This window comes from Curtobacterium sp. MCLR17_042, from assembly GCF_003234695.1.
GTDB classification, from domain to species: domain Bacteria; phylum Actinomycetota; class Actinomycetes; order Actinomycetales; family Microbacteriaceae; genus Curtobacterium; species Curtobacterium flaccumfaciens.
The window spans coordinates 136,206-162,381 of record NZ_QKTD01000001.1; the positions used below are offsets into that span (position 1 = coordinate 136,206).

Genomic DNA, 26,176 nt, shown 5'->3' on the forward strand with positions numbered 1-26,176 from the left:
CGACCGGCGACGAGTCGGGGGTGCAGACGCCGACGCGTACGGCCGAGGGCAAGCCCCGGCACCTGTACGAGGTCGACGTGCTCCGCATCCTCACGTTCGCGTGCGTGATCGGGGTGCACACCACGAGCCACACCGCCGCCACCGACGACGTCGGGCTGAACGCGCTGCTCGCCCTGCTGCACTTCACCCGGCTGGTCTTCTTCTCGCTGACCGCGTTCGTGCTCGTGTACAGCTACACCTTGCGCCCGAGACCGATGGCACAGTTCTGGCCGAAGCGGTTCCTGCTCGTGGGCGTGCCGTACCTGGCGTGGTCGTTCGTCTACGTCGCGGCGGCGTGGCTGCTGAGTCCCACCCGCCGTGGCGACGTCCCCGACCTGGTGCGCACCGCGGCCGAGGGCATCGTCACCGGCACCTCGTGGTACCACCTCTACTTCTTGCTCGTGACGATGCAGGTGTACCTGCTCCTGCCGGTGATCGTCTGGCTGGTGCGCCGGACCCGTGGGCACCACGTGACCGTGCTGGTCGTGGCGTTCCTGGTCCAGCTGGTGGTGTTCGCCGGGTACAAGTACTTCCCGGCGAGCGACGCGTGGATGCAGGGGTACCAGAAGCAGTTCTTCTTCTCGTACGTCTTCTTCATCGTCTCGGGGGCGATCGCCGCCGACCACGCCGACGCCTTCCTGCGGTTCATCCGGGTCCACCGCCGCTCGGTCCTGTGGGCGTTCGCCGGCGTCGGGTGGCTGACCCTCGGCGTGTGGGCGCTCCAGGTGGGCCTCGGCCAGTCCCTCTACGCCGCGGGGACGCCGCTGCAGCCGATCCAGGTGGTCTGGAGCACCGCGGTGTTCGTCGGGTTCCTGGCGATCGGTGCCGCCTGGGCGGACCGTCGGCGCCCCGGGAGCCGGACCGCCCGGTTCGTCGACTACGCGTCCGACCGCTCGTTCGGCATCTTCCTGAGCCACCCGTTCGTCATCTGGATCCTGCTCTACGGCGACAGCTGGCTCGAGGCCGTCGTGCCACGACCGTGGCTCACGCTCGTCACCGACGTGCTCGTGCTGGTGCTGTCCGTCGCGGTGACCGAGCTGTTCCGGTGGACGCCGCTCAGCGTGCCGCTGACCGGGCGGCCGTCGTTGTCCTCACGGGCGTCGCGAGCGGCGCGGGTGCGTCGGTCCGCAGGCGCGGCGGTGCCGCAGCGGTCGCCGGAACCGGTGGAGCCGGACGACGCCCTCGTCGGCGAGACCGACGACGTCGGGCGGCGCGCCGCGCGCTGAGCGCTCGCCCGCATGGCGCAGCTCTCGTGCGAGGTTCCGTCCGTGGTGCGATGGTGACGCCGTCCCACGGGGTCCGGAACCTCGCACCAGCCGTGCGGGGCGGTGGGCGCGGGGCGCGCCGGCCGGGAGGCACGTGGCGGGCCCGACCCGTGCCTCCCGGCCGCCGCGTGCGGACCACCAGGGCCGGCGCACGTTCCGCGCACCGGCCGCCGGCCGTCAGGCCGAGCGCTGCTCGGCCTTCGGGATGCCGATCTCGAGCACGCCGTCGGTGGACGTCAGCCGCTGGGGCTTCATGAACCACGCGACGACGGCCGCGGCTCCGAGCAGGACGCAGGAGAGCGCGAAGGGCACCTGCCAGCCGGAGGCGTCGACGAGCAGACCGAAGACGATGGGCGAGACGACACCGGCGATGCCGAACCCGGTGTTCATGAAGCCCGAGGCCGTGCCGGACCACTGCGGCGCCACGTCCATCGGGATCGCCCAGAGGTTGGCGTTGCAGAGCTCGAGGAAGAAGAACGACAGGGCCAGCGAGATCGTCGCGACGAGCAGCCCCTGCCCGATCACGAGCGGGATGAGGCAGAGGAGCGAGCCGCCGAGCCCGATCACCAGGATGGTCCGGCGGGCGTTCCGGGTGTTCCCGCCGCGGTGGATGATGCGGTCGCTGAGCATCCCGCCGACGGTGTCCCCGACGACACCGGCCAGCAGGATGAGGGTGGTGAACAGGGCGAAGTCGCCGATCTCCAGGCCGTAGGTGGAGCTGAGGAACGTCGGGAGCCACGTGAGGAACACCCAGAGGGTCCAGCCGTACCCGAAGTCGACGAAGGTGACCGGCAGGATCTGCTTCGCCAGCTGCCACCACGGCACCGGGGGACGGGTCGCGCGGGTCTCGACCGGCGGGAGCTCGGCGAGCTCGACCTGCGTGATGCCCTTCGCGGACTCGGGCTTGTCGCGGAACCAGACGAACCAGACGACGGCCCACGCCAGGGACAGCACCGCGGTGGCGAAGAACGCCCAGCGCCAGCTGCCCGTCGCGCCGATCACCCACGCGACGATGAGCGGGGCCAGAGCGTTCCCGAGCCGTGCCGCGGAGTGCACCACCCCCTGGGCGAAGCCGTTCCGGTCGCGGGGGATCCAGCGGCTCATCGCCTGCGTGGCGGTCGGGAACGCGGCGGCCTCGCTCAGCCCGAGCAGGGCCCGTGCGGCGAAGAGGGTCCAGAAGCCGACCGCGAACCCGGTCCAGAGCGTCGCGACGCCCCAGATCACCGTGATGACGAAGAGCGCGCGGCGCGGGCCGAACTTCTCGCTGATCGTGCCGCCGAACACCTGCAGCAGGGCGTACGGCAACGAGAACGCGGAGACGATGAGACCGGCGGTCGCCTCGTTGAACCCGAACTCCTCGGTGATGTGCGGCAGCGCCGTCGAGATGTTCGTCCGGTCGATGTACGAGATCGCGTACATGCAGCAGAGCAGGACGAGCACGCGTCCGCGGATGCGTCCGCGGAATGGGGTGCCCTTGATCGGTGCGGCCGGGTTCGCCGTGGTCATGAGGCCTCTTCGGGGGAGTAGGAAGGAGTCGGGTGACTGAACGGATCGGAGGGTATGCCCGATGATCATCAGTCGACTTGGAGCCTGCTTGCAGCGGACAGTACGCCGAGGGCGAGCAGAGGCCCTCGGTGTCAGGGGTGCCGACTACCGTTGTCCCCATGGGTGTTGCGATCGAACCGACCCGAGCGGTGCGTCCGTTCGAGGTCATCAGCGAGTACTCGCCGAGTGGCGACCAGCCCGCGGCCATCGCGGAACTCGCCGGGCGGATCAACGCCGGTGAGACCGACGTCGTGCTGCTGGGTGCGACCGGTACCGGCAAGTCGGCGACGACCGCGTGGCTCATCGAGCAGGTGCAGCGGCCGACGCTCGTGCTGGCGCACAACAAGACCCTCGCGGCCCAGCTCGCCAACGAGTTCCGCAGCCTGATGCCGAACAACGCGGTCGAGTACTTCGTCTCGTACTACGACTACTACCAGCCCGAGGCGTACGTCCCGCAGACGGACACCTTCATCGAGAAGGACTCCTCCGTCAACGCCGAGGTCGAACGACTCCGGCACTCCACGACGAACTCACTGCTCAGCCGTCGCGACACCGTGGTCGTGTCCACCGTCTCCTGCATCTACGGTCTCGGCACCCCCGAGCAGTACATGAACGCATCGGTCGCGCTCCACGTGGGCCAGACGATCTCCCGCGACCAGCTCGTCCGCAAGTTCGTCGCCATGCAGTACCAGCGCAACGACGGCGACTTCGCCCGGGGCACGTTCCGGGTGCGCGGCGACACCATCGAGATCATCCCGATGTACGAAGAGCACGCGATCCGCATCGAGATGTTCGGTGACGAGATCGAAGCGCTCTCCTCGCTGCACCCGCTCACCGGCAACGTCATCGACGACCTGCCCGCCGTGTCGATCTTCCCGGCCTCGCACTACGTCGCGGACACCGACGTGATGCACCGCGCGATCGCCTCCATCAAGGAAGAACTCGCGGAACGGCTCGCCGAGCTCGAGGGCCAGGGCAAGCTGCTCGAGGCCCAGCGCCTCCGCATGCGCACCACGTTCGACATCGAGATGATGGAACAGATCGGGTTCTGCTCGGGCATCGAGAACTACTCGCGGCACATGGACGGCCGTGGTCCGGGCGAAGCACCGCACTGCCTCATCGACTACTTCCCCGACGACTTCCTCATCGTCATCGACGAGTCGCACGTCACCGTGCCGCAGATCGGCGCGATGTACGAGGGTGACGCCTCGCGCAAGCGCACCCTCGTCGAGCACGGGTTCCGCCTGCCGAGCGCGATGGACAACCGCCCGCTGAAGTGGGAGGAGTTCCTCGAGCGCGTCGGGCAGAAGGTCTACCTGTCGGCCACCCCGGGGCGCTACGAGCTCGGGGTCACCGACAGCGTGGTCGAGCAGATCATCCGCCCGACCGGCCTGATCGACCCCGAGATCGTGGTCAAGCCGAGCGACGGCCAGATCGACGACCTGCTCGAGGAGATCAAGCAGCGGGTGGAGAAGGACGAACGCGTCCTCGTCACCACGCTGACCAAGCGCATGGCAGAGGAACTCACCGACTTCCTCGGCAACGCCGGTGTGCGCGTCCGGTACCTGCACTCCGACGTCGACACCCTGAAGCGCGTCGAGCTGCTGACCGAGCTGCGGCAGGGTGTCTACGACGTGCTCGTCGGCATCAACCTGCTGCGCGAGGGCCTCGACCTGCCCGAGGTGTCGCTCGTCGCGATCCTCGACGCCGACAAGGAAGGCTTCCTCCGCTCGTCGACGTCGCTCATCCAGACGATCGGTCGCGCTGCCCGCAACGTGTCGGGTCAGGTGCTCATGTACGCCGACAAGATGACCGACTCGATGAAGATCGCGATCGAGGAGACCGATCGCCGTCGTGAGAAGCAGGTCGCCTACAACCTGGAGCGAGGCATCGACCCCCAGCCGCTGCGCAAGAAGATCGCGGACATCACCGAGGTCCTGCAGCGCGAGAACGACGACACGAAGGCGCTCCTGCAGGGTCGCCCCGGCACCGACGGCCGTCGGTCGCCGACGCCGAACCTCAAGCGCGGCGGCATCGCGGGCGAGGGTGCGACGCAGCTCGGTGCGACCATCGCCGACCTGAACGACCAGATGCTGCAGGCTGCGGCGGAGCTGAAGTTCGAGCTCGCGGCGCGACTGCGCGACGAGGTGCAGGACCTGAAGAAGGCCCTGCGCCAGATGGAGTCGGCCGGACATGTCAGCTGACGGCGCCCGCACGGTCGTCGTCACCGGTGCGAGCGCCGGGCTCGGGTACCACGCCGCCGAGCAGCTCGCCGCGGCGGGGCACCGTGTGGTGCTGGCGACGCGCGACCGCGGCCGGGCGGACGCCGCCGAGCGCAGCATCCGTCGGCACGTCGACGGCGCCTCGCTCGCCCACGTCCACCTCGACCTCGCCGACCTCGACTCGGTCAGTGCCGCTGCCGACGAACTCGCCGCGCTGGAACCCGACGGCGTCGACGCGGTCGTGAACAACGCCGGGGTCGTCGGGGCGTCGACGCGGGGGAGCACGGCACAGGGCACCGAACTGCAGATCGGTACGAACCACCTCGGGCACTTTGCGTGGACCGCCCGGGTCCTGCCCCTGCTCGAACGACGAGCCGGCCGGGTCGTGCACCTCGGGTCGATCGCCCATCGATTCGCCCAGCTCGACGCGACCGATCCGCTCGGCGTCGGTCGGTACTCGAGCCACCGCCAGTACGCCAGGAGCAAGCTCGCCGTGATGCTGTTCGGTTTCGAGCTCGCCGAGCGACTGGCCGACTCGGGATCGTCCGTGTCGAGCGTCGTCGCGCACCCCGGCCTGTCGCTCGACCGCCTGTCACCGGCACGCCCGGACATCAGCCCGGCACGACCCGAACCCGAGTGGATCCGCCCGGCGCAGCGCATCGTCGCCCAGGGCAAGGACGTCGGCGCCCAGCCGCTCGTGCACGCGGCCGTCGGTGCTGACGTGCACTCGGGGGAGTACTGGGGCCCGGCCGGCTGGATGCAGCTCCGTGGCCCGGCCACGGTGGTCGCGGCCGAACCACGGGCGCACGACCGCACGGTCGCAGCACAGCTCTGGGCCGCGAGTGAGCGTGCATCCGGCGTCGCGTTCGCTCTCGACGCACTCGTCTGACCCTCCATCCCGGCCGAATGTCGGTGCCGCTTCGTAGAATCGACGACGATGACCATCACCTCTGACCCCGGTACCTCGACGTCGGGCCGGAACGCCTTCGGCGAGCCCGCTGACCTCCACCTCCCCGGCGGGACCGCTCCGCACAGCACCTCCACGCTCAGCGTGCGGGGCGCGCGCGTGCACAACCTCCGTGACGTCGACCTCGAGATCCCGCGCGACTCGCTCGTCGTGTTCACCGGCCTGTCCGGCTCGGGCAAGTCCTCGCTGGCGTTCGACACGATCTTCGCCGAGGGGCAGCGCCGGTACGTCGAGTCGCTGTCCGCCTACGCGCGCCAATTCCTCGGCCAGGTCGACCGCCCCGATGTCGACTTCATCGAGGGGCTCTCGCCGGCGGTGTCGATCGACCAGAAGTCGACCAACCGCAACCCGCGGTCCACCGTCGGCACGATCACCGAGGTCTACGACTACATGCGTCTGCTCTGGGCGCGCATCGGGGTCCCGCACTGCCCGACGTGTGGCGAGGTGATCAGCAAGCAGACCGTGCAGCAGATCGCCGACCAGCTCATGCAGTTCGAGACCGGCACCCGCTTCCAGGTCCTCGCACCCGTGATCTCGAAGAAGAAGGGCGAGTTCGTCGACCTCTTCCAGGAGCTCGCGGCGTCCGGTTACGCCCGCGCGATCGTGGACGGGGAGCGCATCCAGCTCAGCGACCCGCCCAAGCTCAAGAAGCAGGTCAAGCACGACATCTCGGTCATCGTCGACCGCCTGGTGGCGAGCGACGACATCCTCGGTCGTCTCACCGACTCGCTCGAGACCGCCCTGCGCCTGACCGACGGCACCGTCGGCATCGACCTGGTGGACCACGAGGGGCCCGGAGCGGTCCGGAACTACTCCGAGAACCTCTCGTGCCCGAACAACCACCCGCTCGCGCTCACCGAGATCGAGCCGCGGACGTTCTCGTTCAACGCGCCGTTCGGTGCCTGCCCCGAGTGCTCCGGCCTCGGCACCCGCATGTCGGTCGACCCCGACCTGGTGCTCGGCGACCCCGAGGCCTCGTTGCGTGACGGCGTCCTGCTGCCCTGGACCGGGACGAGTGGGCTGTACTCCTACTTCGAGAAGCTGCTCGGCGGTCTCGGCAAGGAGCTCGGCTTCTCGCTCGACACCCCGTGGAACCAGCTCGACCCCGCGGTGCAGGCGTCGATCCTGACCGGCAAGGACTTCCAAGTGTCGGTCTCCTGGCGCAACCGCTTCGGCCGCGAGATGCGGTACACGAGCGGGTTCGAAGGCGTCATGCCCTACATCGAGCGCAAGTTCGCCGAGGCCGAGTCGGACTCGCAGCGGCAGCGCTTCCAGGGGTACCTGCGCGAGGTCCCGTGCCCGGTGTGCGAGGGAACCCGCCTCAAGCCCGAGGTGCTCGCGGTGACGGTCAACGACCGCAGCATCGCAGACGTCACCGACATGTCGCTCGACAACGCGTACTCGTTCATGGACGAGCTGACGCTGACCGACCGCGAAGCGCACATCGCCGCAGCGGTCCTCCGTGAGATCCGCGCACGCCTCGAGTTCCTGCTCGAGGTCGGCCTGAACTACCTCACGCTGGCACGTGGTGCCGGCGGTCTCTCCGGCGGTGAGGCGCAGCGCATCCGCCTGGCGACACAGATCGGCTCCGGGCTGACCGGCGTGCTCTACGTGCTCGACGAGCCGAGCATCGGCCTGCACCAGCGCGACAACCGTCGACTCATCGACACCCTGGTCAAGCTCAAGGACCTCGGCAACACGCTCATCGTCGTCGAGCACGACGAGGATACGATCCGCACGGCCGACTGGGTCGTCGACATCGGCCCCGGTGCCGGTGTGAACGGCGGCAACGTCGTGCACTCCGGTTCGTACGAGGGCATCATCGAGAACCGCGAGTCGATCACCGGTGACTACCTCGCCGGCCGACGCGCGATCGAGGTGCCGGCCGAGCGTCGCAAGGTCAACCTCAAGCGCGCCATCACCGTGCAGGGCGCCCGGGCGAACAACCTCAAGTCGATCGACGCGGACTTCCCCCTCGGTGTGTTCACCGCGGTGACGGGCGTCAGCGGGTCCGGCAAGTCGACGCTGGTGAACGACATCCTGTACAAGGTGCTCGCCAACCAGCTCAACGGCGCACGGCACATCGCGGGCAAGCACACCCGGGTGAAGGGCCTCGACCAGCTCGACAAGGTCGTGCACGTCGACCAGGCACCGATCGGCCGCACGCCGCGCTCGAACCCGGCGACCTACACGGGCGTGTTCGACCGCATCCGCCAGCTGTTCGCCGAGACGCAAGAGGCCAAGACCCGCGGCTACCAGCCCGGTCGCTTCAGCTTCAACGTCAAGGGCGGCCGCTGCGAGAACTGCGCGGGCGACGGCACGATCAAGATCGAGATGAACTTCCTGCCCGACGTCTACGTCGCGTGCGAGGTCTGCGGTGGTGCGCGCTACAACCGCGAGACGCTCCAGGTGCACTACAAGGGCAAGAACATCTCCGAGGTCCTCGACATGCCGATCAGCGAGGCGGCCGAGTTCTTCGAGCCGATCTCGGCGATCCACCGCTACATGGCGACCCTGGTCGACGTGGGCCTCGGCTACGTGCGCCTCGGCCAGAGCGCGACCACGCTCTCCGGCGGCGAGGCGCAGCGCGTCAAGCTCGCCACCGAGCTGCAGCGTCGCTCGAACGGCCGCACGGTCTACGTGCTCGACGAGCCGACGACCGGTCTGCACTTCGAGGACGTCCGCAAGCTGCTCCTCGTGCTGCAGAGCCTGGTCGACAAGGGCAACACCGTCATCACGATCGAGCACAACCTCGACGTCATCAAGTCCGCCGACTGGCTAATCGACATGGGGCCCGAGGGCGGTTCCGGTGGTGGCACGGTCCTGGCGACGGGCACCCCGGAGCACGTGGCGACCGTGCCGGAGAGCCACACCGGTGTCTTCCTGCGCGAGATCTTCGACGCGCAGGACGCCCGGGTCGGCAAGCAACAGGCCGTCGGCGCACGCCAGGCCACCCAGAAGCAGCAGGGCGGCAAGCAGCAGAGCGACGAGAAGCAGGGCACGAGCAAGCAGGCGAGCAAGCAGAAGGCGGGTGCTCGGTAGGTGGCGGACACCGTCCCGTGGCGTCCGAAGGCGGGGGAGATCCCGACCGACCCGGGCGTCTACCGCTGGCGTGACGAAGCCGGTCGGGTGCTCTACGTCGGCAAGGCGAAGAACCTCCGCGCCCGGCTGAGCAACTACTTCGCGCCGCTGCCGACGCTGCACGAGCGCACGCGGCGCATGGTCCTGACGGCACGCAGCGTCGAGTGGACGACGGTCGGCTCCGAGATCGAGGCGCTCCAGCTGGAGTACACCTGGATCAAGGAGTTCGACCCGCCGTTCAACGTCAAGTTCCGCGACGACAAGTCGTACCCGTACATGGCGGTCACCCTGGGTGACGAAGCGCCGCGGGTGATGGTGACACGCAACCGCAAGATCAAGGGCGCGAAGTACTTCGGTCCGTACCCGAAGATCTGGGCGGTGCACGACACCATCGACCTGATGATCAAGGTGTTCCCGATCCGCACCTGTTCGGACTCGTCGTACAAGAAGGCGATGCAGACGGGCCGTCCGTGCTTCCCGGGGCAGATCGGCAAGTGCGGTGGTCCGTGCTCGCAGAAGGTCACGATCGAGGAGCACCGCGCGCTCGTCGAGGAGTTCGTGCGCTTCATGAACTCCTACGACCGCCGGGTCATCACCGAGCTCCGGCAGCGCATGGGGGCCTCGGCCGACGCGATGCAGTACGAGCAGGCCGCGAAGTACCGCGACCAGGTCGAGGCGCTCGAGGCCGTGCTCGAGAAGTCCGCCGTGGTGCTCCGCGACTCGGTCGACCTCGACCTGTTCGGCATCGCGGAGGACGAGCTCGCCGCAGCCGTGCAGCTGTTCTCCGTCCGTGGTGGCCGCATCCGCGGTGTCCGCGGCTGGGTCGTCGACAAGGAGCTCGACATCGCCACGGGTGACCTCGTCGAGCAGATCGTGCAGGGCGTCTACGTCACCGACGAGCCCCCGCGCGAGGTCGTCGTCCCCGAGCTGCCGGAGGACGCCGACGCGCTCCAGGAGTGGCTCAGCAAGCGCCGGAACGGGCGCGGCACGAAGCTCAGTACTGCACAGCGCGGCGATCGCGCCGGTCTCGCCCGGACGGCCGCGCAGAACGCCGGGCAGGCGCTCATGCTCTACAAGACCAAGCGTTCAGCCGACTACACCACCCGGGCCGCGGCACTGGCCGACATCCAGGACGCCCTCGGCATGACCGAGGCGCCGCTCCGCATGGAGTGCTACGACATCTCGCACCTGCAGGGCACGAACGTCGTCGCGTCGATGGTGGTGTTCGAGGACGGTCTGCCGCGCAAGGACCAGTACCGCCGGTACTCGATCGCCGAGACCACCGACGACACCGACAGCATGTACCAGGTGCTCTCGCGGCGCCTGGCGCGGCTGGACGAGGACGCCGAGCTGCCGGACGTCCCCGACGTCACGACCGACGAGGTCGTCGAGGGGTCGAAGCCGACGAAACGGTTCGCGTACCGACCGCAGCTGCTCATCGTCGACGGCGGCCAACCCCAGGTGCAGGCCGCGAAGCGCGCGATGGACGAAGCCGGCGTGCACGACATCGCCCTGGTCGGCATCGCCAAGCGGCTCGAGGAACTCTGGCTCCCCGACGACGACTTCCCGGTCATCCTGCCCCGCAACTCCGAGGCGCTGTTCCTCATCCAGCGCATCCGCGACGAGGCGCACCGGTTCGCGATCACGCACCAGCGCAGCAAGCGGAAGCGCGACGTCCGGTCGCGGCTGTCCGAGATCCCCGGTCTCGGCCCGAGCCGCGTCAACGCCCTGCTGAAGCACTTCGGCTCGGTCGCCCGGCTGCGTGAGGCCACGGCAGAGGAGATCGGCGAGGTGAACGGGATCGGCCCGGCGACCGCTGCTGCGGTGGTGTCGAAGCTGGCCCAGACGCCGACGAGCGCGCCGGCGACGAGCGCGTCCAGCGCCCCCGAACCGGACGCCGACGCGATCGCGGACACCGTGACCGAGAACGCAGCCACCCAGCAGACCGCCACCCAGCAGACCGCCACCCACCCCGGAGGCCCGGTGCGGGTCCCCGAGGTGACCAGCGACGGTCCGCAGCGACCGTCGTGACGAACCCCGCGCCTCCCGGCCGCCACCGGGCGGTAGCCTGGTCCGGCAGCCGAGACCTCCCCGGGCGACGCGCCCGGGCCGCCACGACGGAGCCCACTCCCAGATGACCGACAGCGCCACCGCGACCACCCACGCGTCGCAGCACGACATCCTCATCGTCACCGGCATGTCCGGGGCCGGGCGGTCCACCGTCGGCAAGGCCCTCGAAGACCTGGGCTGGTACGTCGTCGACAACCTGCCCACGCAGATGCTGGCCCCGCTGACCGAGCTGGCCGACCGCGCGGGGGAGAAGATCCCGAAGATCGCCACGGTGGTCGACGTCCGCGGCGGGCGGTTCTTCACCGACCCCGAGCACGCGGTCGAGCAGGTCCGCTCGAGCACCTCCGCGCGGGTCCGGGTGCTGTTCCTCGAAGCCACCGACGCCGTGCTGGTCCGGCGCTTCGAGCAGGTCCGTCGACCCCACCCGCTCCAGGGCGAGGACACCCTGCTCGACGGCATCGCCCGCGAACGGGCTCGTCTCGCCGGCCTCCGCGAGGCGTCCGACGTGGTGATCGACACCTCCGACCTCAACATCCACCAGCTCGCGAACACCGTGATCGAGCACTTCGCCGACGAGCACTTCGTGGGCGTACAGGTCACGCTGATGAGCTTCGGCTTCAAGTACGGACTGCCCGCCGACGCCGACATGGTGGCCGACGTGCGGTTCCTCCCGAACCCCTACTGGGTGCCGGAACTGCGGCCCCACACCGGGCTGGACCAGCCCGTCTCGGACTACGTGCTGGCCCAGGCCGGAGCCCGTCCGTTCGTCGATCGCTACGCCTCCGTCCTCGAGCCGGTGTTCGAGGGGTACCAGCGCGAGAACAAAAGACACGCTACGATCGCCATCGGCTGTACCGGCGGGAAGCACCGCTCGGTCGCCATCGTCGCCGAGTTGGCGAACCTCCTCCGCGGGATGCCTGGCGTCGCCGTGCGTGTGAAGAACCGAGATCTCGGCCGGGAGTGACCGTCCCTCCGGCCGCTCCCACGCCCGTGCCGCCGGATCTGCGGGAACCACTGAACGAACGTTAGGAATGATGCTGTGCCGTTGACTGCCGAGGTCAAGGACGAACTGGCCAGGGTCGCCGTGAACCGCAACACGGTCCGCGCCGCCGAACTGGCCACGATCCTCCGGTTCGCTGGTGGTCTGCACGTCATCTCGGGCCGCATCGCGGTCGAGGTCGAGCTCGACACCCGGATCATCGTGCACCGGGTCCGCAAGGACCTCGCCGAGCTGTACGGCGTGCGCAGCGAGGCGTCGGTGGGCTCCTCCGCGTCCGCCCGCCGCGGGACCCGCTACCTGGTCCGCGTGCTCGAGGCGGGGGAGACCCTCGCCCGCCAGACCGGCCTGATGGACGCCCGTCGTCGTCCGGTCCGCGGCCTGCCGAACCGCCTCACCACGGGCAACCGTGAGGACCTCGCCGCCATCTGGCGCGGCGCCTTCCTCGCCTCCGGCACCCTGACCGACCCGGGTCGGGCCGCAGCGCTCGAGGTCACCTGCCCCGGCAACGAGGCCGCGATGGCCCTCGTCGGTGCCGCGTCGCGTCTCGGGGTCGCCGCGAAGGGCCGCGAGGTCCGCGGGGTGCACCGCGTCGTCATCCGCGACGGCGAGGCCATCGGCCAGATGCTGACCGTCATGGGTGCAGCGCGCACCACCGCCGACTGGGAGGAGATGCGCCAGCGTCGCGAGGTCCGCGCGACCGCGAACCGCCTGGTCAACTTCGACGACGCGAACCTCCGCCGTTCCGCGCAGGCCGCCGTGGCCGCCTGCGCCCGGGTCGAGCGTGCGCTCGAGATCCTCGGCGACGAGGTCCCCGACCACCTGCAGTACGCCGGCACGCTGCGCCTGCAGCACCGCGATGCGTCGCTCGACGAGCTCGGCCAGCACGCGGACCCGCCCATGACCAAGGACGCCATCGCGGGCCGCATCCGTCGCCTGCTGGCGATGGCCGACAAGCGGGCCTCCGACCTCGGCATCCCGGGCACCGAAGCGAGCGTTCCCGAGGAGCTCGAAGGGGCCTGAGAGGGGTCTGTCGACCCCACGGACGGGAGGCGCGGTGCCAGCTGGCACCGCGCCTCCCGTCCGTTTCCCGGCCCGTTCCCGGACCCGTTCCCGGCCCGGTCGGCGACCGTCCGGACGGACCGTCATCCCGCTCGGGCACGCAGTGTCCGACTGCTAGGGTCGTTACGGCGACGTTACGGGGCGTATCGTCCACCACACGCGGGCCCGCCAGGGTGCGCGACTCCCGAAAGCAGCGCCCCCTGGGCGCTCCACACTCACCAGGAGATCCATTGACCGTCAAGATCGGTATCAACGGCTTCGGCCGCATCGGCCGTAACTTCTTCCGGGCCGCCCTCGCGAAGGGCTCCGACCTCGAGATCGTGGCGGTGAACGACCTCACCGACAACGCGTCGCTCGCCAACCTGCTGAAGTTCGACTCCATCACGGGCCGTCTCGGCGTCTCCGTCGAGCTCGACGGCGACAACATCGTCGTCGACGGCAAGGCCATCAAGGTCCTCGCCGAGCGCGACCCCGCCAACCTCCCCTGGGGTGAGCTGGGTGTCGACATCGTCATCGAGTCGACCGGGTTCTTCACCAAGGCCGCCGATGCGCAGAAGCACATCGACGCCGGCGCCAAGAAGGTCATCATCTCCGCCCCGGCCTCGGGTGACGACGTCACCATCGTGCTCGGCGTGAACGAGGACCAGTACGACGCGGCGAACCACCACATCATCTCGAACGCGTCCTGCACCACGAACAGCCTCGCGCCGCTCGCCAAGGTGTTCCACGACAAGTTCGGCATCGAGCGTGGCCTCATGACGACGGTGCACGCCTACACCGCCGACCAGAACCTGCAGGACGGCCCGCACAAGGACCCCCGTCGTGCCCGTGCCGCCGCGCTGAACATCGTCCCGACCTCGACCGGTGCCGCCAAGGCCATCGGTCAGGTCATGCCGGAGCTCGCCGGCAAGCTCGACGGCTTCGCGCTGCGCGTCCCGGTCCCCACCGGCTCGATCACCGACCTCACCCTCGAGACCAAGTCCGAGGTCACCGTCGACGAGATCAACGCCGCCTACAAGGAGGCCGCAGAAGGCCCCCTCAAGGGCATCCTGCTCTACAGCGAGGACCCGCTGGTGTCGACCGACATCACCACGGACCCGCACTCCTCGATCTACGACTCCGGCCTGACCAAGGTCATCGGCGGCCTCGTGAAGATCACCTCGTGGTACGACAACGAGTGGGGCTACTCGAACCGCCTCGTCGACCTCACCGAGTACGTCGGCGAGCGTCTGTAACACATGGCCCTCCGCACCCTCGAGGACCTCGGCGACCTCGCCGGCAAGCGCGTCGTCGTCCGCTGTGACCTGAACGTCCCGCTCAAGGACGGCACGATCACGGACGACGGCCGCGTCCGCGCGTCGCTGACCACGCTGAACACCCTCGTCAACGCCGGCGCGCGCGTCATCGTGATCTCGCACCTGGGCCGCCCCGACGGGGAGCCCAAGCCCGAGTTCTCGCTCGCACCGGTGGCCCAGCGGCTCTCCGAGCTGCTCGGCAAAGAGGTCACGTTCGTCGGCGAGACCGTCGGCGACGAAGCGACCGCCGCGGCCGAGGCCCTCGAGGACGGCGACGTCCTGCTGCTCGAGAACCTCCGCTTCAACCCGGAGGAGACCTCGAAGGACGCCGCCGAGCGCGGTGCCTTCGCGGACCGCATCGCCGCCCTCGGCGACGCCTTCGTCTCCGACGGCTTCGGTGTCGTGCACCGCAAGCAGGCTTCGGTCTACGAGCTCGCGTCCGCACTGCCCAGTGCAGCCGGTTCGTTGATCGAGACCGAGCTGCGCGTGCTCGAGCGTCTGACCACCTCGCCGGAGCGGCCGTACACGGTCGTGCTCGGCGGGTCGAAGGTCAGCGACAAGCTCGGTGTCATCGACCACATCCTGCCGAAGGTCGACACCCTCTGCATCGGTGGCGGCATGCTCTTCACGTTCCTCGCGGCCCAGGGCCACGGGGTCGCGAAGTCGCTGCTCGAGGCGGACCAGCTCGACGTCGTCCGCGAGTACCTCTCGCGGGCGAAGGAGCTCGGTGTCACCATCGACCTGCCGACCGACGTCGTGGTGGCGTCCGGCTTCGCGGCCGACGCCGACCACGAGACCGTGGCGGCCGACGCCATCGAGTCCTCGTCGTTCGGCACGGACGGCATCGGCCTCGACATCGGCCCGGAGACCGCCGCGCGGTTCGCCTCGGCAGTCTCGGGTTCGAAGACCGTGTTCTGGAACGGCCCGATGGGCGTGTTCGAGTTCCCGGCCTTCGCCGCTGGCACGAAGACCGTCGCACAGGCGCTCACCGAGGTCGACGGCCTCGGCGTCGTCGGCGGTGGTGACTCCGCTGCCGCCGTGCGGTCGCTCGGATTCTCGGACGACCAGTTCGGCCACATCTCGACCGGTGGCGGTGCGAGCCTCGAGTTCCTCGAGGGCAAGTCGCTGCCCGGTCTCGAAGCACTGGGGTGGACCGCATGAGCCGCACGCCGTTGATCGCGGGCAACTGGAAGATGAACCTGGACCACCTCCAGGCGATCGCCACCGTGCAGAAGCTCGCGTGGACGCTCAAGGACGCCCGGCACGACTTCGACGACGTCGAGGTCGCGGTGTTCCCGCCGTTCACCGACCTGCGGAGCGTGCAGACGCTCATCTCGGCCGACAAGCTGCCGATCCACTTCGGAGCGCAGGACCTGTCGCAGTTCGACTCCGGTGCCTACACCGGTGACGTCTCCGGCGCGTTCCTCGCAGCGCTCGACGCCCAGTACGTCATCGTCGGCCACTCCGAGCGGCGCACGCTGCACGGTGAGACCGACGAGGTCGTCGCGGCGAAGACCGCGGCGGCCGTCAAGCACGGCCTCGTCCCCGTGGTCTGCGTCGGCGAGACCGGCGAGCAGCGCGAGGAGCGCGGCGCCGGTGTCGTGCCGGTCGAGCAGCTCCGCGTCGTGCTCGACGCGGTCAAGCCCGCCGACATCGTCGTGGCGTACGAGCCCGTCTGGGCCATCGGCTCCGGACAGGCCGCCACGGCCGAGCAGGCGCAGGACGAGTGCGCGGCGATCCGTCGTGGCATCGCCGCAGCCTGGGGCGACCAGGCTGCTGCCGACACCCGAGTGCTCTACGGCGGCTCGGTCAAGTCGGGCAACATCGCGGGGTTCCTCCGTGAGCCCGACATCGACGGCGCGCTCGTCGGTGGCGCTTCGCTCGACGTGCAGGAGTTCGCGGCCATCGCCCGGTTCCGTCAGCACGTCGGGCTGTAGTCCACAGGCGTCGTCGCGGGCAGTCGTCCGCACCACTCCCGTCCAGGTACCGGCCGTGCTCCGCGCGGCCGGTACACTGGTACGGCTGACTGACACGAAAGGTACGTCGTGGCGATACTCTCCGTCGTGCTGCAGGTCCTGCTCGCAATCACGAGCCTCCTGCTCACGCTCCTCATCCTGCTGCACAAGGGCCGCGGTGGTGGCCTCTCCGACATGTTCGGCGGTGGGGTCACGAGCAACCTCGGTGCGTCCGGCGTGGCCGAGCGCAACCTCAACCGCATCACGGTGATCCTCGGTCTGGTCTGGATCGTCTCCATCATCGTGCTCGGTCTCATCAACAAGTTCACGGCGGGGGTCTGATCCATGGCAAGCGGAGGCAGTGCAATCCGAGGGTCTCGCGTCGGCGCGGGACCGATGGGCGAACAGGACCGCGGGGTCCAGGCAGAGCGCGTGGCGATCTCGTACTGGGACGCCCTCGGCAACGAGGTCGTGCGGTACTTCGCCGCGAACCTGCCCGATGAAGAGATCCCCGAGACGGTGGACTCCCCGTCGTCTGGTCTGCCGGCCGGGCGCGACAAGGAGAACCCTCCCGTGGTCTCCAAGACCGAGCCCTACAAGACGCACCTCGCGTACGTGAAGGAACGCCGCACCGAGGAAGAGGCAGCGCAGCTCCTCGAGGACGCGCTCCAGCAGCTCCGAGAGCGTCGCGGCACCGCGGCGAAGAAGAGCTAGCGCACACACGCTGACGAAGGCCCCTGCACCGATGGTGCGGGGGCCTTCGTGTGTCCCGGGGAAGGGGTGGCTCGCTCGCCGAGTGGTCACGACACGCCGCGTGCGGTGCGCGGTGGTGGCGCGAACCGTCGCCTGCGGCGCTTCCAGCTGACAGTTCGTGACCACTCGGCGTCGCGCCGGCGGGGAGTCGTGACCGCTCGGCGCCCGAGGTGCCGCGCGGAGCGACGGTTCGCCGAGTGGTCACGACACGCCGCGTCCGGTGCGCGGTGGTGCCACGAACTGTCGCCTGCGGCGCCCGCGGGCGACAGTTCGTGACCACTCGACGCAGGGGCTCGGGCGCGGCGCGCAGTGGGCGCGACCACAGACGGACGGGAGGCCCGGTGCCAGCTGGCACCGGGCCTCCCGTCCGTCAGGAACGCGCGTCTAGTACGTCGACGCGATCAGGTTCTCGGGGACGTCGCGCGCGGCGTCCTGGTCCACGAAGAAGACGGTGCGCTTGCGACCCTGCACGCCACCGACGGGGACGTCCTCGATCGATGCACCGGCGAGGGCCAGCCCGAGGACCGAGGCCTTCTCGGCACCGGAGAGGATCACCCAGACCCGCTGCGAGGCGTTGATCACCGGGAAGGTGACGGTCAGACGCTGCGGCGGCGGCTTGGGGGAATCGTCGACCGACACGACGGCGCGGTCGGTGACAGTGAGCTGCGGGAACTCCGGGAAGAGCGAGGCGGTGTGCCCGTCGGGGCCGACGCCGAGCAGCGTGATGTCGAAGCGCGGCGCGACGGCGCCTTCGGGCGCGGCGTCCTGCAGCTCGCGCTCGTACTGGGTCGCCGCGGCCTCGATGTCGAGCCCGCCGTCTGACGCCGGCATCGGGTGGATGTTCGACGCGGGGATGTCGACGTGGTCGAAGAAGTCGGTCTGCGTGCCGATCGTGTTGCGGTCGGCGTCGTCCGACGGGACCCAGCGCTCGTCGACCCACCAGACGTGCACCTTCGACCAGTCGACGCTCTCGCGCGCCGGCGACTGGCCGATCGCAGCGAGGACGAGGGAGGAGACCGATCCACCGCTGATCGCGATGTCGGCACGCTCCTGCTCGTCGAGCACGTCGATGATCTTGGTGATGAAGCGTGCGGCGACCGAAGCGCCGAGGGCCTGCTTGTCCGGGTGCACGAGCACCCGCCGTTCGTTGGTCACGTGACTCCCGTGTTCGTGGCGGCCGACCGGTCGTCCGACCGCCTTCGGTCCGGTCGGGCCGCCTGCACCAGACAGGCGGCCCGACCGTGTGGGGTGTTGATCAGCGGGCGATGGTCTCGCGCAGCTGTGGCACCCCGTGCTTGACGACGTCTCCGAAGAGGACGTCCGGGTCGAGTCTACGGAGTTCCTCGGCCAGGCAGTCGCGCAGGTTGCGGCGTGGCAGCGACAGGTCGTGCGTCGGCTGCCCGGGCATCGAGAGCGTGGCGACGTCCACCAGGGAACGCTCGAGCTCGATGGTGCCGGACTCGCGGACGAGCTTCACACCGTGGATGCCGCTCGACCCCGTCGCGCGCGGCGACGTGACGACGGACACCGGAACCTGGAGCTGCAGCTGCAGCCAGGCGGCGAGGAGGATCGTCGACGGGCTGTCGGACGCTCCGGAGACCTCGACGGCGGTGATCGGCTCGTACGGCGGCTGGTCGAGCGCCGCGGCGAGCTGGTTCCGCCACAGGGTCAGACGGGTCCACGCGAAGTCGGTGTCACCCGGTACGTAGGACGCACCGAGTGCCTCGATCGCGCCGTTGGGGTCCTTCTGCGCGGCGGCGTCGGTGATCCGTCGCTGCGCGATGCGGCCGAGGGCCGAGGCCGCGGGCTGCTCGGGAGCCGTCTGCGGCCACCAGGCAACGACGGGTGCGTCCGGCAGCAGGAGGCCGGTGACCAGGCTCTCCTCGTCGGTCGCGGTCTCGCCGTACGCCCGGAGGACGATGACCTCGCTCGCACCCGCGTCGCTGCCGACACGGATCTGCGCGTCGAGGCGCCCGGGGGACTTCGTGTCACCGCTGTTCTTCGAGACGATGATCACGCGCATCGGGTGCTCGCGGGACGCCTCGTTGGCCGCCTCGATCGCCTCTTCCTCGTGACCGAGGGCCGTCGAGATGATGAGGGTCAGCACACGGCCGAGGGCGACGGCGCCGCCCTCCTCGCGGATGCGGACGAGCTTCTTCTGGATCTTCGACACCGTGGTGTCGGGCATGTCGATCTTCACGGACGCCTCCAGGTCCGACCGTCGCGGGCGAGCAGGGCGTCGGCGGATGCCGGGCCCCACGTGCCGGGACGGTACTGCTCGGGCTGGCCCTGCGTGGCCCAGAACTCCTCGATGGGGTCGAGGATCTTCCAGGACAGCTCGACCTCCTGGTGCCGCGGGAACAGCGGCGGGTCACCGAGGAGCACGTCGAGGATGAGTCGCTCGTACGCCTCGGGGGATGCCTCGGTGAACGCGTGGCCGTAGCCGAAGTCCATCGTCACGTCGCGCACCTGCGTGCCGACGCCGGGGACCTTCGAGCCGAAGCGGAGCGTGACACCCTCGTCCGGCTGGACACGGATGACGAGCGCGTTCTGGCCGAGCGGGGACTGCGTGTTGCCGTAGACGTCCTCGGGGACGCGCTTGAACACGATCGCGATCTCGGTCACACGACGGCCCAGACGCTTGCCGGCGCGCAGGTAGAACGGGACGCCCTGCCAGCGACGCGTGGCGATGTCGAGCTTGATCGCCGCGTACGTCTCGGTGCCGGACTCCGGGTTCATCCCGGCCTCTTCGAGGAAGCCGAGCACCTTCTCGCCCCCCTGCCAGCCACCGTCGTACTGCCCGCGGGCAGTGGCGGTCGACAGGTCCTCGGGCAGGCGCACGGCGGAGAGCACCTTCTCCTTCTCGGCGCGCAGGTCGGCGGCCTTGAACGAGACGGGCTCCTCCATCGCGGTGAGTGCGAGGAGCTGCAGCAGGTGGTTCTGGATGACGTCGCGGGCCGCACCGATGCCGTCGTAGTACGCGGCACGCCCGGCGACGCCGATGTCCTCGGCCATCGTGATCTGCACGTGGTCGACGTAGTTCGAGTTCCAGATGGGTTCGTACATCTGGTTCGCGAACCGGAGCGTCAGCAGGTTCTGGACGGTCTCCTTGCCGAGGTAGTGGTCGATGCGGAACACGTCGTCGGGCGCGAAGACGCTCTCGACGATCGCGTTGAGCTCGCGCGCGGTGCGGAGGTCGGAACCGAACGGCTTCTCGACGACCACGCGGCTCCAGGAGCCCTCGCGCTTCTCGGTCAGCCCGGACAGCTTCAGCTGCTCGGTGACGACCGGGAACATCTTCGGCGGGATGGACAGGTAGAACGCGTGGTTGCCCAGCGTCCCGCGCTCGGCGTCGAGGTCGTCGACGGTGCGCTTGAGCTCGCGGAACGCCTCGGGGTCGTCGAACGAGCCCTGGACGAAGCGGATGCCCTGTTCGAGCTGACGCCAGACGTCCTCGTCGAACGGGGTGCGCGAGTGCTCCTTGACGGCGTCGTGGACGAGCTGGGAGAAGTCTTGGTCCTCCCAGTCGCGACGAGCGAACCCGACGAGCGCGAACCCCGGGGGCAGGAGCCCCCGGTTGGCCAGGTCGTAGACCGCGGGCATCAGCTTCTTGCGTGACAGGTCGCCCGTCACGCCGAAGATGATGAGCGTGCTCGGTCCCGCGATCCGGTTCAGTCGACGATCCGTCGGCAGCCGGAGCGGGTTGTGCTCCGGGGTGATTGCCACCGGTGACATGAGTCGGTGAACTCCTTACGAGTCAGTGGGAGACGGCGGACGCGATCGCCGCGGTGGCGGCGTGGACGTCCGACGTCGTGAGGGTGAGGACCGGCCGGCCGTGCTCGGCGAGGACACTCGCGTCGCCGGCTGCCTGGGCCCGGAGGAGCTGCCCGAACGTGAACGGCCGACCCGGGATCGCCAGGTCCTCCGCTTCGTCGGCGACGATCTGCAGGAACACTCCCGTGGCGGGGCCGCCCTTGTGGTACTGGCCGGTCGAGTGCAGGAACCGGGGGCCGTACCCGAAGGTGACGGGCCGCTCCGTGCGCGCCGCGATCGCGTCGCGCAGCGACTCGAGGCCGCCGTTCGTGGTTCGGTCGACGTACGCCTGCACCGACACGTAGCCGGTCGGGTCGAGTGCGGACAGGAGGCCCGACACGGCTTCCGAGAGCGTCGCACCGACCGCGAGTCCGGGCGTCGCGTGGACGGCGATGCCGTCCTCGGAGAACGCCGGCTCGGCAGGAACGGGGCGGTCGTCGAGCAGCGCGCGGGTCGCGACCTTGGCGGCCTCGACGTCGGGCTGGTCGAACGGGTTGATGCCGAGCAGGCGACCGGCGACTGCGACGGCGTACTCCCAGACGAGGATCTGGCCACCGAGCGTGCCGGTGATCTCGACCTCGCCCTCGGCCACGTGACGCTCGTCCTCGCGCGAACCGACCAGGCGGATGACCTGGACGTCGGGCAGGCCGGCGGTGACCTCGGGGGAGTCCGCGTGCAGCACGACGGGCAGCAGCCCGCGACCCTCCTTGCCGGTCGACTCCGCGATCAGCTGTTCGACCCAGTCGCCGAAACCGACGATGTGCGTGCCGTCGGGCACGATGGCGATCTTGTCGCGCAGCGGTTCGGTGCCCGCGAGGACCGCACCGAGCACGAGCCCGGGGTTCTCGTCCAGGTCGACCGAGAGCAGCGCGGAGATCGCGTCGGCCTCGTCGAGGAGCTCGGCGATGTCCGCTCCCGCGAGCCCGGACGGCACGAGGCCGAAGGCGGTGAGCGCGGAGTAGCGGCCGCCGACCGTGGGGTCGGCGGTGAAGACACGGTAGCCGGCGTCGATCGCAGCGGCCTCGAGCGCGGAGCCCGGGTCGGTGACGACGACGATGCGGCGGGCCGGGTCGATGCCGGCGTCGCGGAAGGCCTGCTCGAAGACACGGCGCTGCGAATCGGTCTCGAGCGTCGAGCCGGACTTCGACGAGACCACGAGCACGGTGCGCTCGAGGTCGGTCGTCACGGCCGCGCGGACCTGTGCGGGGTCGGTCGAGTCGAGGACCGTGAGGGGCACGCCGGCGGTGCGCGTGATGACCTCGGGTGCGAGGGACGAGCCGCCCATGCCGGCGAGGACGACGTGGTCGACCCCTTCGGCACGGAGCGACTCGCGCAGCGCGGTCACCTCGGCGACGAGCGGGCGGGAGACCGAGACGGCCTCCACCCAGCCGAGGCGCTTCGACGCCTCGGCCTCGGCGGTGGTTCCCCACAGATCGGCGTCCTGGGCGGTGATGCCCGAGGCCACCAGGTCAGCGACGAGCCGCGGGACCACCTGTTCGATGGCCCGCGCGGCGTCGCCGCTGGCTGCGATGGAAACCGTCACTACTTGGCGCCCTCGAGCGCTGCCTTGACGGTGTCGACGAGCTCGCCCCAGGAGACGATGAACTTGTCCACGCCCTCCTTCTCGAGCAGTGCGACGACCTCGTCGTAGTCGACGCCCTGTGCGGCGAGCTGGTCGAGGACCTGCTGCGCCTGGTCGAACGTGCCGGCGATGGCGTCGCCGTGGATCTCACCGTGGTCGAACGTGGCGTCGAGCGTCTTGCCCGGCATCGTGTTGACGGTGTTGGGGGCGGCGAGCTCGGTCACGTAGAGCGTGTCGGGGAGCGACGGGTCCTTGACACCGGTCGAGGCCCAGAGCGGACGCTGCGTGTTGGCGCCGGACTCGAGCAGGCCGAGGGCACGCTCGGAGGCGAACGCCTCGGTCCAGACCTGGTACGCGAGCTGCGCGTTGGCGATGCCGGCCTTCGACTTGAGGGCCTTGGCTTCGTCGGTGCCGACGGCGTCCAGACGCTTGTCGATCTCGGAGTCGACGCGCGACACGAAGAAGGACGCGACCGAGTGGATCTTGGAGAGGTCGTGGCCGGCGGCCTTGGCCTTCTCGAGCCCACCGAGGTAGGCGTCGATGACGGCGCGGTAGCGCTCGAGCGAGAAGATCAGGGTGACGTTGACGGAGATGCCGGCGCCGATGACCTCGGTGATCGCCTCGAGACCCTCGAGCGTCGCCGGGATCTTGATGAGGACGTTCTCCTTGCCGACCTTCTCGAACAGGAACTTGGCCTGCTCGATGGTCTTGGCGGTGTCGTGCGCGAGGCCCGGCTCGACCTCGATGGAGACACGGCCGTCGAAGCCCTTGGTCTCGTCGTAGATCGGCTTGAAGACGTCGGAGGCGTTCGCGACGTCCTGCGTGGTGATCGCGAAGATCGCGTCGGTGACGTCGGTGCCCGCAGCGGCGAGCTCCTTGACCTGCGAGTCGTAGCGCTCGCCCTTGGCGAGGGCCGACGCGAAGATCGTCGGGTTCGTCGTCACGCCGACGACGTTCTTCTGCTCGATGAGCTCGGTGAGCTTGCCGGTCTCGAGGAGCTCGCGGGAGAGGTCGTCGAGCCAGATGCTCACGCCGACCGCGGAGAGGGCGGCGGTGGGGGTGTTCTCAGCCATGTGTTTCTCTTCTTCTTTCATCGACGGGTCCGTGAGGACCGTGAGTCGGGGTTTCGGGGACGGGAGGCCCGTGGCGGAACCGAGCCGGGCCTCCCGGAAGAAGGGCCGGATCCGGAAACCGGACCCGGCCCTTGCAGGTCAGGAAGCTGCGATCGATTCCTTCGCGGCGGCCACGACGTGCTCCGTCGTGAAGCCGAACTCCTTGAAGAGCGTCTGGTAGTCGGCCGAGGCACCGAAGTGCTCGATCGAGACGCTGCGGCCCTTGTCGCCGACGATGTCGCGCCAGCTCATGGCGATGCCGGCCTCGACCGACACGCGAGCGGTGACGTCCTTCGGGAGCACCTGGTCCTGGTAGTTCTCGGACTGGGCGCGGAACCACTCGATCGACGGGGCGCTCACGACGCGGGCGTTGATGCCCTCGGCCTTGAGCTGCTCGCGAGCATCGACCGCGATCTGGACCTCGGAACCGGTCGCGATGAGGATGACGTCCGGGGTGCCGTTGGGCGCCTCGGCCAGGATGTACGCACCCTTGGCGACGTTCTTCGCCGAAGCGAAGACCTCACCGGACGCGTCACCCTCGCCACGCTCGAACACGGGGAGGTTCTGACGGCTCAGCGCGATGCCGGCCGGGCGGTCGGTGTGCTTGAGCATCTCGAGCCACGCGTACGCGACCTCGTTGGCGTCGGCCGGGCGGACGACGTCGAGACCGGGGATCGCACGGAGCGACGAGACCTGCTCGATCGGCTGGTGCGTCGGGCCGTCCTCGCCGAGGGCGATGGAGTCGTGGGTCCAGACGTAGATCGCCGGCGCCTGCATGAGCGCGGCGAGACGGACCGCCGGACGCATGTAGTCGCTGAAGATGAGGAACGTGCCACCGAAGGGGCGGGTGTTCCCGTGCAGGACGATGCCGTTGAGGATCGAGCCCATGGCGTGCTCGCGGATGCCGAAGTGCAGCACGCGGCCGTACGGGTCGGTGCTCCACGTCGACGTCGAGGCCTCGGCCGGACCGAAGGACTTGGCGCCCTCGATCGTGGTGAGGTTCGACTCGGCGAGGTCGGCCGAACCGCCCCAGAACTCGGGCATCAGCGGCGCGATGGCGTTGATGACCTTGCCGGAAGCGGCACGGGTCGAGACGGCCTTGTCGGTCGGGAAGACCGGGAGCGCTGCTTCGAGGCCCTCCGGGAGCTCCTTCGACTGGACACGGTCGAACAGCGCCTTCTTGTCGGCGTTGGCCGCGGCCCACGCGTCGAAGGACTTCTGCCACTCGGCGTGCTCGGCCTGGCCCTTGGCGACGGCGCCGCGGGTGTACTCGAGGACCTCGGGGGCGACCTCGAAGGTCTTGTCGGTGTCGAAGCCGAGGATCTCCTTGAGACCCTTGATCTCGTCGGCGCCGAGCGCCGAGCCGTGGATCTTGCCCGAGTTCTGCTTGGTCGGCGACGGCCAGCCGATGATCGTCTTGAGGACGATGAGCGACGGCTTGTCGGTGACCTGCTTGGCGGCCTCGATCGCGGCGTGGAGCTCCTCGACGTCCTCGGAGTACTCGCCGGTCTTCTTCCAGTCGACGATCTGGACGTGCCAGCCGAGCGCCTCGTAGCGGTCGGCGACGCTCTCCGAGAACGCGATGTCGGTGTTGTCCTCGATCGAGATCTGGTTCGAGTCGTAGAACGCGATGAGGTTGCCGAGCTGCTGACGGCCGGCGAGCGAGCCGGACTCGTTCGTCACGCCTTCCTGCATGTCACCGTCGCCGGCGATCACGTAGGTGTAGTGGTCGAACGGCGACTGGCCGGCCGGGGTCTCCGGGTCGAACAGGCCGCGCTCGAAGCGCTGGGCGTAGGCGAAGCCGACCGAGGACGCGAGGCCCTGGCCGAGCGGGCCCGTGGTGATCTCGACACCGTCGGTGTGGCCGTACTCCGGGTGACCCGGGGTCTTCGAGCCCCACTTGCGCAGGTGCTGCAGGTCGTCGATCTCGAGCCCGTAGCCGTGCAGGTAGAACTGCACGTACTGGAGGATCGAGGCGTGACCGGCGGAGAGGATGAAGCGGTCGCGGCCGATCCAGGTGGAGTCGCTCGGGTCGCGACGCATCACCTTCTGGAAGAGCAGGTGGGCGAGCGGAGCGAGGCTCATCGCGGTGCCGGGGTGACCGTTGCCGGCGGCCTCGACCGAGTCGGCGGCGAGAACGCGGGCCGTGTCGACGGCCTTCCGGTCGATGGCGTCCCAGGTGAATTCAGCCACTTGGATGTTGACCCTTCTTGATGCGACATGTGCGAGGGCTCGTGCCATCGCACGGACATGTGGCCATCCCGGGGCCGAGTCGTGTCGCCGTCTAGCGGCGGCCGACCGGCTCATCGCGGCCGACGTCATCGGGGCGCGCACTGCGGGAGGGCGTGTCCAGCATAGTGACCCGGTACTCAGAAGGGGTTCAGGTGACCCCCGATGTTCACACCGGGGTGGGCGTCG

General features: G+C 69.5%; 19 protein-coding genes. 12 read left to right on the forward strand and 7 right to left on the reverse strand.

What is annotated here, in order from left to right; genetic code table 11:
- The first annotated feature begins 20 nt into the window (after window positions 1-20).
- Window positions 21-1,265, forward strand: coding sequence for an acyltransferase (locus DEJ02_RS00705; protein WP_181440239.1), 1,245 nt, complete (start codon window positions 21-23; stop codon window positions 1,263-1,265).
- 216 nt (window positions 1,266-1,481) lie between these two features.
- Here DEJ02_RS00705 and DEJ02_RS00710 read toward each other — a convergent pair whose 3' ends face one another.
- Entirely contained in the window at window positions 1,482-2,810 is a 1,329-nt protein-coding gene (locus DEJ02_RS00710; RefSeq protein WP_181440240.1) for an MFS transporter, read from the reverse strand.
- Between the two features lie 170 nt (window positions 2,811-2,980).
- Between DEJ02_RS00710 and uvrB the strand changes: the two genes are divergently transcribed.
- The 11 genes from uvrB (at window position 2,981) to DEJ02_RS00765 (ending at window position 17,212) form a co-directional block, all read left to right on the forward strand.
- On the forward strand, window positions 2,981-5,053 hold the full coding sequence (uvrB, locus tag DEJ02_RS00715; protein ID WP_111031854.1) for an excinuclease ABC subunit UvrB: 2,073 nt from the start codon (window positions 2,981-2,983) through the stop codon (window positions 5,051-5,053).
- Window positions 5,043-5,960 carry an SDR family NAD(P)-dependent oxidoreductase gene (locus DEJ02_RS00720; RefSeq protein WP_111031677.1) on the forward strand — a complete coding sequence of 306 codons (918 nt, stop codon included), beginning with the start codon at window positions 5,043-5,045 and terminating at the stop codon, window positions 5,958-5,960. Before uvrB ends, DEJ02_RS00720 begins: the two co-directional genes overlap by 11 nt.
- Window positions 5,961-6,008: 48 nt before the next feature.
- Window positions 6,009-9,080: an excinuclease ABC subunit UvrA gene (gene uvrA, locus DEJ02_RS00725; RefSeq protein WP_111031678.1), complete on the forward strand. Its 3,072-nt coding sequence runs from the start codon at window positions 6,009-6,011 to the stop codon at window positions 9,078-9,080.
- Window positions 9,081-11,150: an excinuclease ABC subunit UvrC gene (gene uvrC / locus DEJ02_RS00730; RefSeq protein ID WP_111031679.1), complete on the forward strand. Its 2,070-nt coding sequence runs from the start codon at window positions 9,081-9,083 to the stop codon at window positions 11,148-11,150.
- A 103-nt stretch (window positions 11,151-11,253) separates the two neighbouring features.
- Complete coding sequence (gene rapZ, locus DEJ02_RS00735; protein WP_027465691.1) at window positions 11,254-12,153, forward strand: RNase adapter RapZ; 900 nt, start codon at window positions 11,254-11,256, stop codon at window positions 12,151-12,153.
- 75 nt (window positions 12,154-12,228) lie between these two features.
- Complete coding sequence (gene whiA / locus DEJ02_RS00740) at window positions 12,229-13,209, forward strand: DNA-binding protein WhiA (protein ID WP_027465690.1); 981 nt, start codon at window positions 12,229-12,231, stop codon at window positions 13,207-13,209.
- A gap of 269 nt (window positions 13,210-13,478) precedes the next feature.
- Window positions 13,479-14,483: a type I glyceraldehyde-3-phosphate dehydrogenase gene (gene gap / locus DEJ02_RS00745; RefSeq protein WP_017887253.1), complete on the forward strand. Its 1,005-nt coding sequence runs from the start codon at window positions 13,479-13,481 to the stop codon at window positions 14,481-14,483.
- 3 nt (window positions 14,484-14,486) lie between these two features.
- Complete coding sequence (locus DEJ02_RS00750; RefSeq protein ID WP_071403750.1) at window positions 14,487-15,704, forward strand: phosphoglycerate kinase; 1,218 nt, start codon at window positions 14,487-14,489, stop codon at window positions 15,702-15,704.
- Window positions 15,701-16,480, forward strand: a complete 780-nt coding sequence (gene tpiA, locus DEJ02_RS00755; RefSeq protein WP_111031855.1) for a triose-phosphate isomerase — start codon at window positions 15,701-15,703, stop codon at window positions 16,478-16,480. Before DEJ02_RS00750 ends, tpiA begins: the two co-directional genes overlap by 4 nt.
- A 108-nt stretch (window positions 16,481-16,588) precedes the next feature.
- The gene (gene secG, locus DEJ02_RS00760; protein ID WP_017887256.1) at window positions 16,589-16,840 is read left to right on the forward strand and encodes a preprotein translocase subunit SecG; all 252 of its coding nucleotides are present in this window, start codon (window positions 16,589-16,591) and stop codon (window positions 16,838-16,840) included.
- Between the two features lie 3 nt (window positions 16,841-16,843).
- Window positions 16,844-17,212, forward strand: coding sequence for an RNA polymerase-binding protein RbpA (locus tag DEJ02_RS00765; RefSeq protein ID WP_110862753.1), 369 nt, complete (start codon window positions 16,844-16,846; stop codon window positions 17,210-17,212).
- 423 nt (window positions 17,213-17,635) lie between these two features.
- Here DEJ02_RS00765 and pgl read toward each other — a convergent pair whose 3' ends face one another.
- The 6 genes from pgl to tkt form a co-directional block, all read right to left on the reverse strand.
- Window positions 17,636-18,406 carry a 6-phosphogluconolactonase gene (gene pgl, locus DEJ02_RS00770; protein WP_110864544.1) on the reverse strand — a complete coding sequence of 257 codons (771 nt, stop codon included), beginning with the start codon at window positions 18,404-18,406 and terminating at the stop codon, window positions 17,636-17,638.
- Between the two features lie 100 nt (window positions 18,407-18,506).
- Window positions 18,507-19,451: a glucose-6-phosphate dehydrogenase assembly protein OpcA gene (locus DEJ02_RS00775; protein WP_027465684.1), complete on the reverse strand. Its 945-nt coding sequence runs from the start codon at window positions 19,449-19,451 to the stop codon at window positions 18,507-18,509.
- The gene (gene zwf / locus DEJ02_RS00780; protein WP_027465683.1) at window positions 19,448-20,986 is read right to left on the reverse strand and encodes a glucose-6-phosphate dehydrogenase; all 1,539 of its coding nucleotides are present in this window, start codon (window positions 20,984-20,986) and stop codon (window positions 19,448-19,450) included. The genes DEJ02_RS00775 and zwf overlap by 4 nt, the downstream gene beginning before the upstream one ends.
- Window positions 20,987-21,008: 22 nt before the next feature.
- On the reverse strand, window positions 21,009-22,607 hold the full coding sequence (locus tag DEJ02_RS00785; protein WP_111031680.1) for a glucose-6-phosphate isomerase: 1,599 nt from the start codon (window positions 22,605-22,607) through the stop codon (window positions 21,009-21,011).
- Window positions 22,607-23,719: a transaldolase gene (gene tal, locus DEJ02_RS00790; RefSeq protein WP_111031681.1), complete on the reverse strand. Its 1,113-nt coding sequence runs from the start codon at window positions 23,717-23,719 to the stop codon at window positions 22,607-22,609. The genes DEJ02_RS00785 and tal overlap by 1 nt, the downstream gene beginning before the upstream one ends.
- Before the next feature lie 138 nt (window positions 23,720-23,857).
- A complete protein-coding gene (gene tkt, locus DEJ02_RS00795; RefSeq protein WP_071403754.1) occupies window positions 23,858-25,951 on the reverse strand; it encodes a transketolase in 2,094 nt (697 codons plus the stop codon).
- Window positions 25,952-26,176: the final 225 nt, after the last annotated feature.